This window comes from Nostoc sp. DedQUE04 (assembly GCF_034530995.1).
Lineage (GTDB): Bacteria > Cyanobacteriota > Cyanobacteriia > Cyanobacteriales > Nostocaceae > Nostoc.
The window spans coordinates 36,554-51,837 of record NZ_JAVRCA010000022.1 but is presented as its reverse complement, the minus strand read 5'-3'; the positions used below and the strand labels follow the sequence as shown (position 1 = coordinate 51,837).

At 42.0% G+C, this 15,284-nt stretch carries 15 protein-coding genes; 11 read left to right on the top strand and 4 right to left on the bottom strand.

The features are described 5' to 3' along the window. Positions 1-8 precede the first annotated feature (8 nt). The 3 genes from RM049_RS17100 to RM049_RS17090 all read left to right on the top strand — a co-directional run bounded on the left by RM049_RS17100 (position 9) and on the right by RM049_RS17090 (position 1,908). Entirely contained in the window at positions 9-245 is a 237-nt protein-coding gene (locus RM049_RS17100) for a hypothetical protein (protein WP_322669845.1), read from the top strand. Next, a complete protein-coding gene (locus RM049_RS17095; protein WP_322705029.1) occupies positions 242-589 on the top strand; it encodes a type II toxin-antitoxin system PemK/MazF family toxin in 348 nt (115 codons plus the stop codon). The genes RM049_RS17100 and RM049_RS17095 overlap by 4 nt, the downstream gene beginning before the upstream one ends. Positions 590-741: 152 nt before the next feature. Next, a complete protein-coding gene (locus RM049_RS17090; RefSeq protein ID WP_322669847.1) occupies positions 742-1,908 on the top strand; it encodes an EcsC family protein in 1,167 nt (388 codons plus the stop codon). 559 nt (positions 1,909-2,467) lie between these two features. On the opposite strand, the gene RM049_RS17085 is transcribed toward RM049_RS17090, so the two are convergent. Further along, positions 2,468-2,617, bottom strand: coding sequence for a hypothetical protein (locus RM049_RS17085; protein ID WP_322705028.1), 150 nt, complete (start codon positions 2,615-2,617; stop codon positions 2,468-2,470). Position 2,618: 1 nt separating this feature from the next. Between RM049_RS17085 and RM049_RS17080 the strand changes: the two genes are divergently transcribed. The 4 genes from RM049_RS17080 to fabD all read left to right on the top strand — a co-directional run bounded on the left by RM049_RS17080 (position 2,619) and on the right by fabD (position 7,546). Next, positions 2,619-4,100 carry a leucyl aminopeptidase gene (locus RM049_RS17080; RefSeq protein WP_322682256.1) on the top strand — a complete coding sequence of 494 codons (1,482 nt, stop codon included), beginning with the start codon at positions 2,619-2,621 and terminating at the stop codon, positions 4,098-4,100. A 319-nt stretch (positions 4,101-4,419) separates the two neighbouring features. Continuing rightward, entirely contained in the window at positions 4,420-5,442 is a 1,023-nt protein-coding gene (gene plsX, locus RM049_RS17075; RefSeq protein ID WP_322673323.1) for a phosphate acyltransferase PlsX, read from the top strand. A gap of 141 nt (positions 5,443-5,583) precedes the next feature. Continuing rightward, positions 5,584-6,576, top strand: a complete 993-nt coding sequence (locus RM049_RS17070; RefSeq protein WP_322705027.1) for a beta-ketoacyl-ACP synthase 3 — start codon at positions 5,584-5,586, stop codon at positions 6,574-6,576. A gap of 88 nt (positions 6,577-6,664) precedes the next feature. Beyond that, positions 6,665-7,546: an ACP S-malonyltransferase gene (gene fabD / locus RM049_RS17065; RefSeq protein ID WP_322682258.1), complete on the top strand. Its 882-nt coding sequence runs from the start codon at positions 6,665-6,667 to the stop codon at positions 7,544-7,546. Between the two features lie 5 nt (positions 7,547-7,551). On the opposite strand, the gene RM049_RS17060 is transcribed toward fabD, so the two are convergent. After that, a complete protein-coding gene (locus RM049_RS17060; protein ID WP_322673326.1) occupies positions 7,552-7,827 on the bottom strand; it encodes a hypothetical protein in 276 nt (91 codons plus the stop codon). On the opposite strand from RM049_RS17060, the gene RM049_RS17055 reads away from it, so the two are divergent. The 4 genes from RM049_RS17055 to RM049_RS17040 all read left to right on the top strand — a co-directional run bounded on the left by RM049_RS17055 (position 7,820) and on the right by RM049_RS17040 (position 12,758). Next, on the top strand, positions 7,820-8,458 hold the full coding sequence (locus RM049_RS17055) for a lysophospholipid acyltransferase family protein (protein ID WP_322705026.1): 639 nt from the start codon (positions 7,820-7,822) through the stop codon (positions 8,456-8,458). The two genes, RM049_RS17060 and RM049_RS17055, sit on opposite strands and share 8 nt — an antisense overlap. 216 nt (positions 8,459-8,674) lie before the next feature. Then, positions 8,675-9,712, top strand: a complete 1,038-nt coding sequence (locus RM049_RS17050; RefSeq protein WP_322705025.1) for an AI-2E family transporter — start codon at positions 8,675-8,677, stop codon at positions 9,710-9,712. 84 nt (positions 9,713-9,796) lie between these two features. After that, positions 9,797-10,093: a DUF2288 domain-containing protein gene (locus tag RM049_RS17045; RefSeq protein ID WP_322705024.1), complete on the top strand. Its 297-nt coding sequence runs from the start codon at positions 9,797-9,799 to the stop codon at positions 10,091-10,093. Between the two features lie 196 nt (positions 10,094-10,289). Then, on the top strand, positions 10,290-12,758 hold the full coding sequence (locus RM049_RS17040; protein WP_322705023.1) for an endonuclease MutS2: 2,469 nt from the start codon (positions 10,290-10,292) through the stop codon (positions 12,756-12,758). A 276-nt stretch (positions 12,759-13,034) separates the two neighbouring features. Here RM049_RS17040 and RM049_RS17035 read toward each other — a convergent pair whose 3' ends face one another. Both RM049_RS17035 and RM049_RS17030 read right to left on the bottom strand, forming a co-directional pair. Beyond that, a complete protein-coding gene (locus tag RM049_RS17035; protein WP_322705022.1) occupies positions 13,035-13,853 on the bottom strand; it encodes a PEP-CTERM sorting domain-containing protein in 819 nt (272 codons plus the stop codon). A gap of 220 nt (positions 13,854-14,073) precedes the next feature. Continuing rightward, positions 14,074-14,865: a molybdate ABC transporter substrate-binding protein gene (locus RM049_RS17030; RefSeq protein WP_322705021.1), complete on the bottom strand. Its 792-nt coding sequence runs from the start codon at positions 14,863-14,865 to the stop codon at positions 14,074-14,076. Positions 14,866-15,284 lie beyond the last annotated feature (419 nt).

The following is a 15,284-nucleotide window of genomic DNA, read 5'->3' as shown; positions in this document are numbered from 1 at the left end:
ACTCTTAAATGATTGCTCTCAAAGAGTTCCTCAGCCAGGAATTAGACAAATTGAATGAAGAACAACTCAAACAAGTTAGTGATTTTATTGCCTTCCTCAAATTTCGCAGCAGAAATATTAGCTGGCAAATAGATAAAAATCAAATGGCCGCTCTTTACAGTGAATTTGCCCAGGAAGATCGTCAACTAGCGGAGGCAGGATTAGATGAATATGCAGAACTACTTACACAAGAAGATTTAAAATGAGGGTTCAACGAGGTGAAGTATGGCTAGCCAATTTAGATCCTACTAAGGGTTCTGAACAAGGAGGCACAAAACCAGTTATTCTTTTTCAAGATAATATTGTCGCCGAATTTTCCACCACCATCATCACCATTCCTCTAACAACAAATTTGCGTCGTGCATCTTTGCCAACCTGTTTATTAATTCAAAGTGGTGAAGGTGGATTAGAACGGGATTCAGTTGCTCTTTGCCACCAATTGCGGGTAATTGATAAAACAAGATTGCAAATAAAACTGGGCATTCTGACTCCAGAAATACTCACTATTTTAGAAGCCAAAGTGTTGTTGACATTAGGTTATCAGTGGTAAAATCAGAACCTCTGTCATCCATCTTATGTCTATAGTTAAAGCTCAGAATAATTTCTATTTACTCTGACGAATTGTACTTATCGAAAGATGTCAAAGCTCCTCAAACTTCGCTACAACCAAAAAAGAGAGGCTTTACAAGATGGTGTCAAACTATGGCAGACAAACTCCAAGAAATAGAGGTGAATAAATTAGTTAATTCATCCAGAGAAACTTCAGAAGTAAAAATCCAGACTCAATCATCAGTAGAAAATGAACCGTCTATAGTAGAGTCTTTGATTAAAACTGTTGCTGAGACTGGCCAAGCAGTTTTAGACACAGCAATCGAGGTAGGAGAAGCGACAGCAAAAGAAACACACAAGTTTATTGAGCAAACAACTCAAACCAGCGGTCAGGTTGTAAATCGTCTCAGCGAAAATTGGCTGATTAGAAAACTATCTGGAGTCTTAAATCTCAATTGGCTAATTAACGATAGTAACCTTGTTAATTTAGAACAAGCAGAAGCGGCGGTAAACAAGCTTAAAAAACAGTATCCAAATGAATCACCCAGCCAGCTTGCTCACCGAATCATGGTGGAAAAATCAACTAAAGCAGCCACAGTTGGACTAACCACTAGTATTTTGCCAGGAATAGCAGTGGCATTGTTGGCAATTGATTTAACAGCCACAACAAAATTGCAGTCAGAAATGCTTTATCAAATTGCATCTGTCTACGGGCTAGATTTAAAAGATCCTGCTCGGAAAGGTGAAATTTTAGCAATTTTTGGGTTGGCTTTGGGTGGAGGGCGTTTGTTGAAAGCTGCGGGATTAGGCTTGCTGCGAAATGTGCCCTTGGCGGGTGCAGTTATTGCAGCTAGTTCCAATGCAACGATGATCTATTCATTGGGCTATGCTGCTTGTCGATTTTACGAAACCAAGCTGGATGAATCAACTTCCTTAGCATCACCACAGACATTAGCAACATTAAAAGCCGAAAGTGAAAAGTATCTAGAAAGTGCGATCGCTCAAGAAGCAGTCATGGATCAAATCTTAGTTCACATGATCCTTGCTAGTCATCCAGACAAGACTTTAGAAGAAATTTTGCCAGAATTACAAGCTGTAAAACTCAGTCCTACCTCGTTGGATGCGATTGCTCAAAATATCAAATCACCTAAATCTTTAGATATACTGCTCAATCAGCTAAATCGTGATTTTGCCATACCCTTGCTGGCTCAGTGTAAAAAAATTGCCCAGCTTGATAATAAAACTACACCACACGAACAAGAAATAATCGCAGCGATCGCCCGTAAATTTAATATTGATACAAATAAAATCGAGGGATAGGGCATGGGGCATGGGACAAGAAGCAGGACGTAAAAGAATCTGACTTTTCACGGCATCTGGAAAACCTCTCTCTAAATCTCTCTCCTAAAAGGAGAGAGACTTTGAATTTTCCCCCTTCCCGCCACGGGTTGGGGGTTAGGTTTTTGGTGGACTTTTCCATATAACGCGAAAAGTCAGGTAAAAGAATGGAGATTATAGCTTCATTAACGAGTATCAAAGACTCGTTAACGGAGTTCTGAGGTGGATTCACGAGGATCAAAGACTCGTTAACGGAGTTCCGAGGTGGATTAATGAGGATCAAAGACTCGTTAACGGAGTTCCGAGGTGGATTCACGAGTATCAAAGACTCGTTAACGGAGTTCCGAGGTGGATTAATGAGGAGCAAAGACTCGTTAACGGAGTTCTGAGGTGGATTCACGAGGATCAAAGACTCATTAACGGAGTTCTGAGGTGGATTAATGAGGAGCAAAGACTCATTAACGGAGTTCCGAGGTGGATTAATGAGGATCAAAGACTCGTTAACGAGTGCTATTTATACTAATTCGTTAACTTATACTTACTAACCCTTGATGCCCCATGCCCCATGCCCCATGCCCAATGCCCAATACCCAATACCCAATACCCAATGCCCAATACCCACTCCCCTCACCATGAAACCAGAATTTTGAGCAATACTGGTACAAGAAGGAATATTTACAGAAAATCCCAAAATGACAATTCAACCTAGTGATAAGCCTTTACTAGAGTGGGCGGGCGATAGTTTGGCAATTGGATTATTTGAAGATGCAGTAGAGTTAACCGGAGAACTAGCTACTTTAGATCAAAAGTTTTCTGGAGTCTTAAAAGAACTGATTACTGAAGAAGAATTTAAAGGTAAAGCCAACAGTACTATTTTCACCCGTGTAAATGCTGATAGCCCAGTGCGGAAATTGATTTTAGTGGGTTTAGGCAAACCAGAAGCGTTAAAACTAGATACTCTGCGCCGTGCTGCTGCTGCTGTAGCCAGGGTAGGAAAAAAGCAAAAAAGCAAAATTTTGGGTTTTAGTTTTCCATTGTGGAACAACGATCCAGCCGCAAGTGCCCAAGCGATCGCAGAAGGTGTGGAATTAGCACTTTACCAAGATATTCGCTTTAAATCTGAACCAGAAGAGAAAGGTTCACAAATAGAAAGTATAGATTTACTGGGTTTCGGCGGACAAGAAGCCGCCATAACCCGCGCCAATCAAATTGTTTCTGGGGTAAATTTGGCACGGCAATTAGTGGCAGCACCAGCCAACGCGGTAACACCAATTACTTTAGCGGAAACTGCTCAAGCGATCGCCAAAGAATACGGTTTACAACTAGAAATTCTAGAACGAGAAGACTGTGAAAAGTTAGGTATGGGCGCATTTTTAGGAGTAGCCCAAGCTTCCGATTTGCCACCGAAATTCATTCACCTAACTTACAAGCCAGAAGGTACACCCAAAAAGAAATTAGCAATTATTGGTAAAGGTGTAACCTTCGATTCCGGCGGACTCAACATTAAAGGTGCTGGTAGCGGCATCGAAACCATGAAAATGGATATGGGGGGTGCAGCTGCTACCTTCGGCGCAGCAAAAGCAATTGCTCAAATTAAGCCGGATTCGGAAGTTCACTTCATCTCCGCAGTGACCGAAAACATGATTAGCGGTCATGCCATGCACCCTGGAGACATTCTCACAGCATCAAACGGCAAAACAATTGAAGTGAACAACACCGATGCAGAAGGACGTTTGACCTTAGCAGATGCCTTGGTGTATGCCGAAAAATTGGGATTAGATGCGATCGTTGATTTAGCCACCCTGACTGGTGCCAACGTCATTGCCTTGGGTGACGATATTGCTGGTTTGTACACTCCCGATGATGGTGTTGCTTCCCAGATCGAAAAAGCTGCCCAAACTTCAGGAGAAAAGATTTGGCGGATGCCAATGGAAGAAAAATATTTTGAAGGGTTAAAGTCAGGTATTGCGGACATGAAAAATACAGGGCCGCGTCCAGGTGGTGCAATCACCGCAGCCCTTTTCCTCAAGCAATTTGTCAAACAAACCCCTTGGGCGCACATAGATATTGCAGGCCCAGTGTGGACAGATAAAGAAAATGGCTACAACAGCGCAGGGGCAACTGGCTACGGCGTTCGGACGCTAGTTGATTGGGTATTAGGGATTGGTGAGTAGGGACTGGGGAGTAGGGACTGGGGACTGGGGACTGGGGACTGGGGACTGGGGACTGGGGAGCAGGGGAGATGAGGGAGATGAGGGGACAAGGGGATAAACAAAACTCCTAACTCCTAACTCCTAACTCTTAACTCATTACTCATTACTCAGCACTCCTAACGCCCAATCCCCAATGCCCAATCCCCAAATTCGTGCTATCTTGAGCTTGCCAGGAAAAATTGTTGCAATAGTAACAGAATTAATTTGGCGGTCAGAAAATTAAGCTTTTTCGGGCATTGCCATCTGGTAAAATTTGTAAGGTTTCTAGAAGCTGTGAGCAATGGGATCGACTCGCGTACGGATCGCAATTGACGCAATGGGAGGGGATCATGCACCTGGTGAAATCGTTGCTGGCGCATTGCGAGCAAGAGAAGAATTGGGTGTAGATATATTTTTAGTTGGCGATCCCCAACAAATAGAAGCTGCCTTGCCATCAAAAACAAGTTTAGGGCAGGTAGAGATCGTGAATGCTGAAGAAGCGATCGCTATGGATGAGGAGCCTTTAAATGCAGTTAGACGCAAACGCAAGGCTTCTATCAATGTGGCGATGGATTTAGTCAAGCAACAAAAGGCAGATGCCGTATTTTCGGCTGGTCACTCTGGGGCCGCTATGGCATCAGCTTTGCTGCGCTTAGGACGATTGCCAGGAATCGATCGCCCAGCGATCGGGACAGTTTTTCCGACAATTATTGCTGGTAAGCCAGTGCTGGTACTTGATGTTGGCGCAAATGTAGATTGCCGCCCCAAGTTTTTAGAGCAGTTTGGTGTTATGGGATCGGCTTACAGTAAGTATGTCTTGGGTACAGATGAACCGAAAGTAGGTTTGCTGAATATCGGTGAAGAAGACTCTAAGGGCAATGATGCAGCCGTCCGCGCCCACCAACTGCTACGCGAAAATTCCCAAATTAATTTTATTGGCAATGCTGAAGGGCGTGATGTACTTTCCGGTCACTTTGATGTGATTGTCTGCGATGGCTTTGTAGGCAATGTACTGTTAAAATTTGCCGAAGCCGTCGGAGAAGTGATTCTGCAAATTCTGCGGGAAGAATTACCCCAAGGATTGCACGGTCAAATCGGTTCCGCACTCTTAAAACCCAACTTGAAGCGGATTAAGCAGCGAATGGATCACGCAGAACATGGTGGTGCTTTACTACTAGGCGTGGCAGGAGTCTGTTTTATCGGTCACGGTAGCTCTCAAGCACCTTCAATTTTTAATGCAATTCGCATGGCAAAAGAAGCTGTTGACAATCAGGTGATACAACGAATTCAGTCCCAATATATCCTAGAGCGCGAGAGCGGTTAGTCATTGGTCATTAGTCATTGGTCATTGGTCATTGGTCATTGGTCATTTGTAAAGGACAACTGGCAAATGACAAAGGACAAATGACAAAGGACAACTGACAAAAGACAAAAGACAAAAAGCTGATAGCTTGGGAGATTAGGAGTGCAAAACTTAGGCGTAGCAATTACTGGAAGCGGCTCGGCAGTACCAGCGACTTCCCTACACAACCAGACATTGAGTGAACTAGTTGAAACATCAGATGAGTGGATCGCTACAAGAACGGGAATTCGTCAACGTCGATTAGCTCTGCCATCTGAGTCCTTGAGTGTACTCGCTACTGCCGCCAGCAGCCAAGCGATCGCCGCTTCAGGAATTAAACCAGAAGACCTAGACCTGATTCTGCTAGCGACTTCCACCCCTGATGATTTGTTTGGTAGTGCTTGTCAAGTACAGGCGCAATTGGGAGCTACTAACGCAGTCGCCTTTGACTTGACCGCTGCCTGTTCTGGCTTTGTGTTTGGTTTGGTTACAGCAGCCCAATACATTAGAACTGGTGTCTATAAAAATGTATTGTTAATAGGGGCAGATATCCTCTCTCGTTGGGTAGATTGGGAAGATCGCCGGACTTGTGTATTGTTTGGTGACGGTGCTGGGGCAGTGGTGTTACAAGCTGCCAAAAGCGATCGCTTATTAGGATTTGCACTTAAAAGTGATGGTACTCAAAACCATTACCTCAACCTTGCTTATGCAGGTACTTCCCAAGAACTGCTGACTGATGTAAATATCACCAAAGGCACTTACCAACCGATTACGATGAACGGCAAAGAAGTCTACCGCTTTGCTGTTCAAAAAGTGCCAGAAATAATTGATAAAGCTTTGTTTCAAGCCAATCTTAGCGTTGACCAGATAGATTGGCTGATATTGCATCAAGCCAATCAGCGAATTATCGATGCTGTTGCCCAACGCCTGAATATCCCAGAACATAAAGTTATTAGTAATCTCGCCCAGTATGGCAATACCTCAGCTGCTTCCATCCCCTTAGCTTTAGATGAAGCAGTACGACAAGGTAAAATTCAAACCAATGACATCGTTGCGACATCCGGCTTTGGTGCCGGTCTTACCTGGGGCGCGGCAATCTTTCAATGGGGAAGATAAATATTTTGTCATTAGTCATTAGTCATTTGTCCTTTGTGAATGACAAATGACCAATGACAAATGACCAATGACCACTGACTATTGACAAATGACAAAAACTGCATGGGTGTTTCCCGGACAAGGTTCCCAAACGCTGGGAATGGGAATGGATTTACTAGATATACCGTCCGCTAAAGACAAGCTTGCCAAAGCTGAGGATATTTTGGGCTGGTCTGTAACTGAAATTTGTCAAACTCAAGAAGAGAAGTTATCACAGACGCTGTATACTCAGCCAAGTCTTTATGTGGTCGAAAGCATTCTTGCTGACCTGCTTCGAGAGCGAGGACACCAGCCAGATTTAGTTGCTGGCCACAGTTTGGGAGAATATACTGCTCTTTATATAGCAGGTGTCTTTGAATGGTCGGCTGGTTTATATCTGGTGAAACGTCGTGCAGAACTCATGGATAGTTCCATTGATGGGATGATGGCAGCTTTGATGAACTTTGACCGCGAACAGTTAGAAAAAGTTATTTCCCAAACGCCTGATGTGGTGATAGCAAATGATAACAGTTCGGCTCAAGTGGTAATTTCAGGCACGACTGAGGCTGTACAAGCGCTGATGACTCAAGTTAAAGCAAAGCGTGCGGTTCCCCTAAAAGTTTCTGGAGCATTTCATTCACATTTAATAGCACCAGCAGCTGCGGAATTTCAAGACATTTTAGAATCTGTGGAATTTCAACCCGCGATTGTGCCAGTGCTCTCTAATGTCGAGCCAACTGCATCTATTGATGCCGAGATTTTAAAACAACGCCTGAACAAACAAATGACTGGTTCTGTAAGATGGCGAGAAATTTGTCTGCAATTACCAGCCAACGGTATCGAGCGAGTAATGGAAATTGGCCCTGGTAAAGTATTAACTGGCTTGATTAAACGTAATACCCCTGATTTGATTTTACAAAACATCCAAAGTGCTACTGATTTACCTGTTTAATTTTTTTAGCTGGATCTCTTACCCACATCTTTAGTTGTCAAAAAAAGGTTAAATAACCTAGTTAAATTTGTGTCTGCAACTCCAAGACCATTCTCTGCGATCGCAATCTTGATTTGGTTTTCAGATACCAAGCAAGTATGAATCCAAATTGTGTTGGGATGTGAAGCAATTTCTGTAGGCGTGCGTTGCTGATTTGCATCTTTAACTTTTTTGCGTTTGATCTGGGTGTTGCGATCGCGTATGCTAAATTCAGTTTGATTTGCATTATCTTCTGTGGACAAAAACCGCGAACCGTTGATCAGTCTGGCACTTTACCACGCCTTTAAATGGTCAGTCGTCAGCCCCATGCTTCACGCTTATTTTCAAGGCCATATTTATGGTGCGGAAAATGTCCCCAAATCAGGGCCTCTATTAGTAGCAAGTAATCACGCTAGTTATTTCGATCCGCCGATTGTCTCTAATTGTGTACGTCGTCCGGTAGCGTACATGGCGAAAGAAGAGTTATTTAATATCCCCGTTTTGGCGCAAGCGATTAAATTGTATGGTGCTTACCCAGTGAGTCGGGGAAATGCCGATCGCAATGCCATCCGTTCCGCCCTAGAATATCTCAATAAAGGTTGGGCTGTCGGTGTTTTCTTGCAAGGTACTCGTACTCCAGATGGTCGCATTACAGACCCCAAAAGAGGCGCACTGCTGCTAGCGGCGAAAGCAAAAGCCCCAATATTACCAGTAAGTGTCTGGGGTACTGAGAAGATTTTACAAAAAGGCTCGTCCCTACCTCACGCAGTTCCCATCACCGTCAGAATTGGTAACTTGATTGATGCTCCCAGTTCCAGTAATAAAGAGGAATTGGAAGCGTTGACACAAAAGTGTGCCACAGTAATTAACGAAATGCATGATTTAGGACGATGAATCTAGAGATACTACAGATATATGCTTTAGGGAGGTAGCGATCGCTATTAGATTACTCTAATCTTAAACTCTATTCCTCTAGCAATAAACTAAAGGACTGCCAACAAATAACTCTCAATCTTACAGGGTGGCTCACTCGATCGCGCTAAACAACTAGCGTTTTTATGGTTTAATTACCACAAATTACGAATTACGAATTACGAATTATGAATTATTATGAGCGGCTTTGAAGCCAAGAGTTTTTGGGAGCGATTAAATAATCTAGCATTAGTTCGATTTTTGCTTTTGGTTGCTTCTGGCTGGGCAATTGTACAACTTTTAGCTTATTTTGAATCGGTCATTGTTATTTTTACATTTGCAGCAATTTTAGCTTTTTTGCTCAGTTATCCTGTACAAGGGCTGCGGCGTTTTTTGCCCCACAGTATAGCTGTTGGTGTAGTTTTCTTGCTCAGTATTGTGATTATAGGCGGTCTGATAATTACTGTAAGCTTAACGGTTTTATCTCAAGGACAACAATTAATTGATAGTATCACTGCATTTTTAAATTCTTTAGTCCCTTTATTAGAGGGAATAGAAGGTTTGTTACGAAACCGTAATTTACAAATAGATTTAAGTTTTATTCAAGAACAATTGCGGAATCAGGCTGTATCAAGTCTTGTTAATAGTTTAGCTATTTTACAAGGATTCATGACGAACTTTGTCACTTTTATCTTGATTGCAGTTGTGGCTTTTTTCATGCTATTAGATGGAGACAAATTATGGAACTTTATTTTGAAAATAGTTCCAAAACAGCGTCGTAATAGATTTACCAATATAATTAGAAAGTCTTTTCTGGGATTTTTTAGAGGTCAGTTACTATTAAGCGCATTTTTAACAATTTCAACATTTCTAGTATTTTTACTATTAAAAGTACCTTTTGCTTTGATATTGTCAATAATAGTCGGAATTGTTGATATTATTCCTGGTATAGGAGCAACATTAGGAGTAAGCACAGTTACTCTATTCGTGTTGTCTCAAGGTGTTTGGTTAGCAGTCAAAGTATTAATAGCTTGTATTGTCCTCCAGCAGATACAAGACAACTTGATTGCGCCCAGAATTATGCAAGGCGCGCTGAATCTTAATCCTGTAGTAGTGTTTTTTGCTTTACTAGTAGGGGCTAGAGTAGCAGGATTATTAGGTGTTTTTATATCTATTCCTATAGCTGGAGTAATTGTGTCTTTATTTGAAATAGATGAAATGAAATCTGAAGTTTAGTTAGGAGTTAGGAGTTAGGAGTTAAGAGTTAAGAAGTAGTAATTAATGTAAAATAGTTTGTTAGCCAAGACAAATTGAGAAATAATGTCGGATTTAAGAGCGGAATTAACAGAAATTATGGATGAGGCAGAGTGGGAGTGGCTCATTCCTCATGTACAACGAGATGCAGTAATTTTGGTAGCGCTTGAGCTAGACTTGGTGGATGTTGGAGTAGCGATCGCCAGTGATAACATTCCATCAGTGGAACAGTGGATTGATAAACAATTAATTACCAAACCCACAACAGTACAAGTGGGAGAATGGAATGGCGATCGCAGTAAGCGATTTAATACTCTTATCGTTCAACCTTATGTTCTAGTTCAAGAAATAGTTGCTGCCTAATTCGTTTCTCTGTTGTTTTCGATGGCAGTTGGTGTTGGGGTATTTTCTCAGAAAAGATAGTCTAATGTGTCAGTTATTACTTGGCTATAGTGACGGACTATCTGGCTGATTGAATTAAAGCAAAATTTTCTCCTTTAAGATTTATCCATCTAGGAGCTAGAATTGTTACCATAATTTCAGATTAGATGTTGAAACCTTGATCCAATCTGAAACCTTAGAATTATTAGAATGGCATCGCCTGTGCCAGCACCTTGCCACCTTTGCCGCAACTAAGCTGGGGGCGACAGCTGCACGTCATCTGAAAATACCTGATTCTCAGACCCAAAGCGAACTGTTGTTAGAGCAAACCAAAGAAATCTACCAACTGGAAAGTCGCCTAACCACGGGACTGTCATTTGAAGGAATTCAAGATATTGGCGATTCCTTAGAACGAGCAGAACGCAGTGGAGTTTTGGCTGGAGAAGAACTGTTAGCGATCGCTACCACCCTCGCTGGTGCCAGAAATTTGCGCCGTGTCATCGACAATCAAGAAGATTTGCCGATATTGACTGATTTGGTTGCCGATTTGCGGACTTATCCCGAACTAGAACAGGAAATTCATCGCTGTATTGATGAACGGGCCCAGGTAACTGACCGCGCGAGTCAAAAACTGGGAGAAATTCGCACAGACTTGCGGCGAGTACGCAGCCAAATTACTCAAAAGCTGCAAAATATCTTACAGGCAAAATCTGGTGCAGTTCAAGAACAGCTGATTACGCAACGGAGCGATCGCTTTGTTATCCCCGTAAAAGCACCCCAAAAAGATGCCATTCCCGGTATAGTCCACGATACCTCTACCAGTGGTGCCACTCTGTATGTGGAACCGAATTCAGTAGTACCTCTAGGCAACCAACTGCGGCAAATTATCAGAAGAGAGCAAGCCGAAGAAGAAACGATTCGCCGCATTTTGACGGAACAAGTAGCCGCAGTCAAACCAGATTTAGAGAGGTTGTTAGCGATCGCTACCACTTTGGATCTGGCAACCGCTAGATCGCGATATAGTTTCTGGCTAGGAGCAAACCCCCCGCGATTTATCCAGCGGGAAGAGAGAGAAATGATTACCTTGCGGAACTTGCGACATCCTCTGTTAGTGTGGCAGCAACAGCACGAACAAGGGCAACCAGTAGTTCCTGTAGATTTGTTGATCAGTCCACAAATTCGGGTAGTGACAATTACGGGGCCTAATACTGGCGGTAAAACTGTAACCTTAAAAACCTTGGGGTTAGCAGCATTAATGGCCAAAGTGGGTTTATTTGTCCCCGCCCGCGAACCAGTAGAAATACCTTGGTTTGATAAAGTGCTGGCAGATATTGGCGATGAACAATCCTTACAGCAAAGTTTATCTACATTTTCTGGACACATCCGCCGGATTAGTCGGATTTTGGAAGCATTGGGAAATGGCGAAGTAGAAGGAGATGAGAGAGATTCCAATGCCCCATGCCCTATGACGGCAGTTGCTCCACTTGGGGAGACCCCAAGACCGCACTGCCTCCCCAATTCCTTAGTTTTACTTGATGAAGTCGGCGCAGGAACCGATCCAGTGGAAGGTAGTGCTTTAGCGATCGCCTTGTTGCAATATCTTGCCAACCATGCCCAGTTAACGATCGCCACTACTCACTTTGGCGAACTAAAAGCCCTGAAATACGAAGACGATCGGTTTGAAAATGCCTCTGTAGAATTTGACGAAAGTACTCTGTCACCTACTTATCGTCTGCTGTGGGGCATCCCCGGACGTTCTAACGCCCTGACAATTGCCCTGCGCTTGGGATTAAAACCAGAAGTGGTACAACAGGCGAAAACCCAAGTTGGAGAAGCCACAGATGAAGTTAACCAGGTAATTGCTGGGTTAGAAGCGCAACGCCGCCGCCAGGAAACCAAAGCTGCGGAAGCCCAAAGTTTGTTACAGCAAGCGGAACGTTTATATAAAGAAGTATCTGCAAAAGCTGCAAGTTTGGAGGAAAGGGAAAGCAGTTTGCGGGCTTCCCAGGAAATAGCAGTCCAACAAGCGATCGCTCAAGCAAAAGGTGAAATTGCCCAAGTAATCCGCCGTTTGCAGAAAGGTACGCCCACAGCCCAAGAAGCCCAACAAGCAACCAATGCTTTGAATCAAATAGGCCAACAATATCAGCCAGTAACGCCAGCAAAACCAAAAATCGGATTTATGCCCAAAGTAGGCGATCGCATCCGCGTTCCCAAATTGGGACAGATAGCAGAAGTGATCGCTGCTCCTGATGAAGATGGCGAGTTAAGCGTTCGCTTTGGGCTAATGAAGATGAACGTGAAGTTGCAAGATGTTGAATCTCTAGATGGTCAAAAACCCGAACCAGTTGTTAAAGCCAAACCAGCCCTAGCAGCAGTAACCCCCCCACCGCCAGCTGTCCCAGAAATTCGGACTTCCAAAAATACCATCGATTTGCGTGGAAAACGAGTAGCTGATGCCGAATACATTTTAGATAAAGCTATTTCGGAAGCTACAGGCCCACTCTGGATTATTCACGGGTACGGCACTGGGAAACTGCGACAAGGAGTTCACGCATTTTTGCAACAGCATCCCAGAGTGAACAACTACGAACCAGCAGAACAAGCAGATGGCGGCAGTGGTGTTACTGTTGCTTATATCAAATAAAGTTCACTTGCAAATGGTAATCCTTACAATATTTACAGAAAACACCAATTAACATTTACTGTTTGCAAGTCTCTTTATTAAAAATTTGTTACGACTAGCTACTTCTTGTGTATTTCCCATTTTTACTCTTACTTGTAAAATTGGACATTACTAGATAGATGACACTTTTGCCAGTAATATGCCAAATATTGAATCCGATTCTGTAACTGCTACGACTTTACCAAAACCACTGATTTATGATTTCATCATCAAAATAAAGGATGAAAATATTGAAATCTATAGCAATTCTTGGCGGTTTCTACGTAATTTCCATACCATAAGACAAGATGAATTAACTAGCAATAAACCTGAAATTGATGGTTCTGGAACTTTGGTAATTACTAACGAGAGGTTATCAGCATAGCCATCATTCACTCGCCCACGGACATAATTCATATCCAGAGCAACATTAATTTGTCTTGCACCAACGGGAACAAAACCCTTTGTAGACTGGAATAATAAACCTGTAGTGTTATTTCTTTTGTCTGGAGTGGGCGAAGTAATGAATGCTGTATTTAAAGATTGACCATTTTGATTTAGAAAATTAATATTCAATTTCACATTATCTAAATCAGTGTCGTAGCCACCTAACCAGGCGCTCAAATCGTATTCTCCTTGACCAGCATCAATTATAGAGGCAAGGTTAGGTATATCAATTACTTGAGAAGCACTTGATGAGCCTCTATTAGCACCACCAAAAAATAGATTTTTTCCACGTAAACTTGGTCCTGCACTATTAACATCAGGAAGTCCACTAACAGCAACTATATTACCCAAAGGGTTAGTAAATTCAAAACCTGTTGCTCCATATTTCAGCACACTAAAACTATTAGTTGGAATCCAACCAGGGATAACGGGGATATCAGTTCCAACAGCATTACCAATGGGATCTCCTTGCCCTTGTTCTGCATCCCCATTAACAATAATATTTTGACCGAGGGTCGCTGCATGGATAGGGTTAGTAAGCAGAATACTCGATGAAATTCCTGCTATTAGAGTTATACTTGCCTTTGCTATTTTTTGAGAGAAAAAAAGAAATGTATTGAGCTTATTCATATTTTACTTCGTTAGTAAATGTACTATCAGATTGATTTATAACAAGACAAATTTAGTAATTTATCTACCTATATTAGTCTAATTTTATTAATTGCTTTTTGACCAATACTTGTTTTTTATTGAGGATAAAAGCTACACCTATCGCTAGCAAAATTCCATCCGCACCTTGATGTTCGGGAACAGAAGCAGAGGGAGCGCTAAATCCATACTTTGCTAAAATTTATTGCCCTTCTTGTAACAAAATATATTTAGCTAATTTTTCACCATCAGGATCGGCATCTTTCAGTGTAGTTAGTCCATAATTAGCTTTCGTTGCCAAATAGTCGGGTAACTCTACTATTTGCAGATTGTCACCACCTTTTGTTGCTTGGGCAGTCTTGCCACTAGTGTAATAAGCTAAAAAGATATTTGCCTGCTTTGTTTCTTCTAAAAAGTAGACTAAATTATTTTTGCCATTAGGAACTATAGGAGCATTAGGATTACCACCTACTAATTGCAAGGCTTTATCCTTCAGAATTTGAGAATTACCAGGTTTAATCCGATTAGCCTTATCAAATATCTCCCATGCATAGTCACCAGATGGATCTGCTACAGGCGTCGAAGTTCCTAACTTGATTTCAGGTTTTAATAAAAAGTTCAATAAATTATCTGATGTGATACCAAGTCCCGATCTGACAACAGCAATCATGCGGTTGCTGGTGAAATTTACTACAGGTTCACTTAAACCTTCTTCAAACAATTTTTGAGGGTTATTAATATCTGCACTGGCAAAAACATCTGCGGATTTTCCAGTTTTGGATAATTCTTGTTCTATAAGTTCTCGTGTTAACCCAGACGGGCCAAATCGCGTTTCGACTGGAATCCCATATTTTTCGTTAAAAGATTCAGCTACTTCTGTGAGACTATCGCGCAAACTTCCAGCACCGTACAGCTTAACTGCAAATGCCTGAGTTGGCAGAGTCACACCGACAGCACAAGCTATCAGTGAAAAGGCAAAAAAATGCTTTTTCATAGTTGTTATATTATTGGGTTGCTATTTCTACTGAGTGAATTATCTGTAACCCATACTGAAGCATGGGTTTTGGTAAATATCTAAACTATTACCTCTGCCCATCAACTTTATAAATGAGTTCTGATATGTGCGTGGTTTGTGGTTAGAGTTATAGTACCAACTTAGTTGGAATAAATCGCCAACATCTTCAAATGCTGACTTTATCAAATTTTTAAGTTTGTCATCGGTTTTATTTATGGAGGCGTCAATCGTCCTGATGTTGCCCAGCCTATACTGAAATAACAGGCTGCACACAAATAAAACTCAGTTAGGGTAATGTCCAGCAGCAAAAAGTGCCTTTAGCAAATAGGAAAAAGATTTGTATAGTAATTATGTATATATTAAGACCAAGTAATAAATATCAAGAAATTTCAAAATTT

Bases quoted from the DNA above. Each gene is read 5' to 3' on its own strand.
- RM049_RS17100 (WP_322669845.1), top strand. From the start codon at position 9: ATGATTGCTCTCAAAGAGTTCCTCAGCCAGGAATTAGACAAATTGAAT.
- RM049_RS17095 (WP_322705029.1), top strand. From the start codon at position 242: ATGAGGGTTCAACGAGGTGAAGTATGGCTAGCCAATTTAGATCCTACT.
- RM049_RS17090 (WP_322669847.1), top strand. From the start codon at position 742: ATGGCAGACAAACTCCAAGAAATAGAGGTGAATAAATTAGTTAATTCA.
- RM049_RS17080 (WP_322682256.1), top strand. From the start codon at position 2,619: ATGACAATTCAACCTAGTGATAAGCCTTTACTAGAGTGGGCGGGCGAT.
- plsX (WP_322673323.1), top strand. From the start codon at position 4,420: ATGGGATCGACTCGCGTACGGATCGCAATTGACGCAATGGGAGGGGAT.
- fabD (WP_322682258.1), top strand. From the start codon at position 6,665: ATGACAAAAACTGCATGGGTGTTTCCCGGACAAGGTTCCCAAACGCTG.
- RM049_RS17050 (WP_322705025.1), top strand. From the start codon at position 8,675: ATGAGCGGCTTTGAAGCCAAGAGTTTTTGGGAGCGATTAAATAATCTA.
- RM049_RS17045 (WP_322705024.1), top strand. From the start codon at position 9,797: ATGTCGGATTTAAGAGCGGAATTAACAGAAATTATGGATGAGGCAGAG.
- RM049_RS17035 (WP_322705022.1), bottom strand. From the start codon at position 13,853: ATGAATAAGCTCAATACATTTCTTTTTTTCTCTCAAAAAATAGCAAAG.
- RM049_RS17030 (WP_322705021.1), bottom strand. From the start codon at position 14,865: ATGAAAAAGCATTTTTTTGCCTTTTCACTGATAGCTTGTGCTGTCGGT.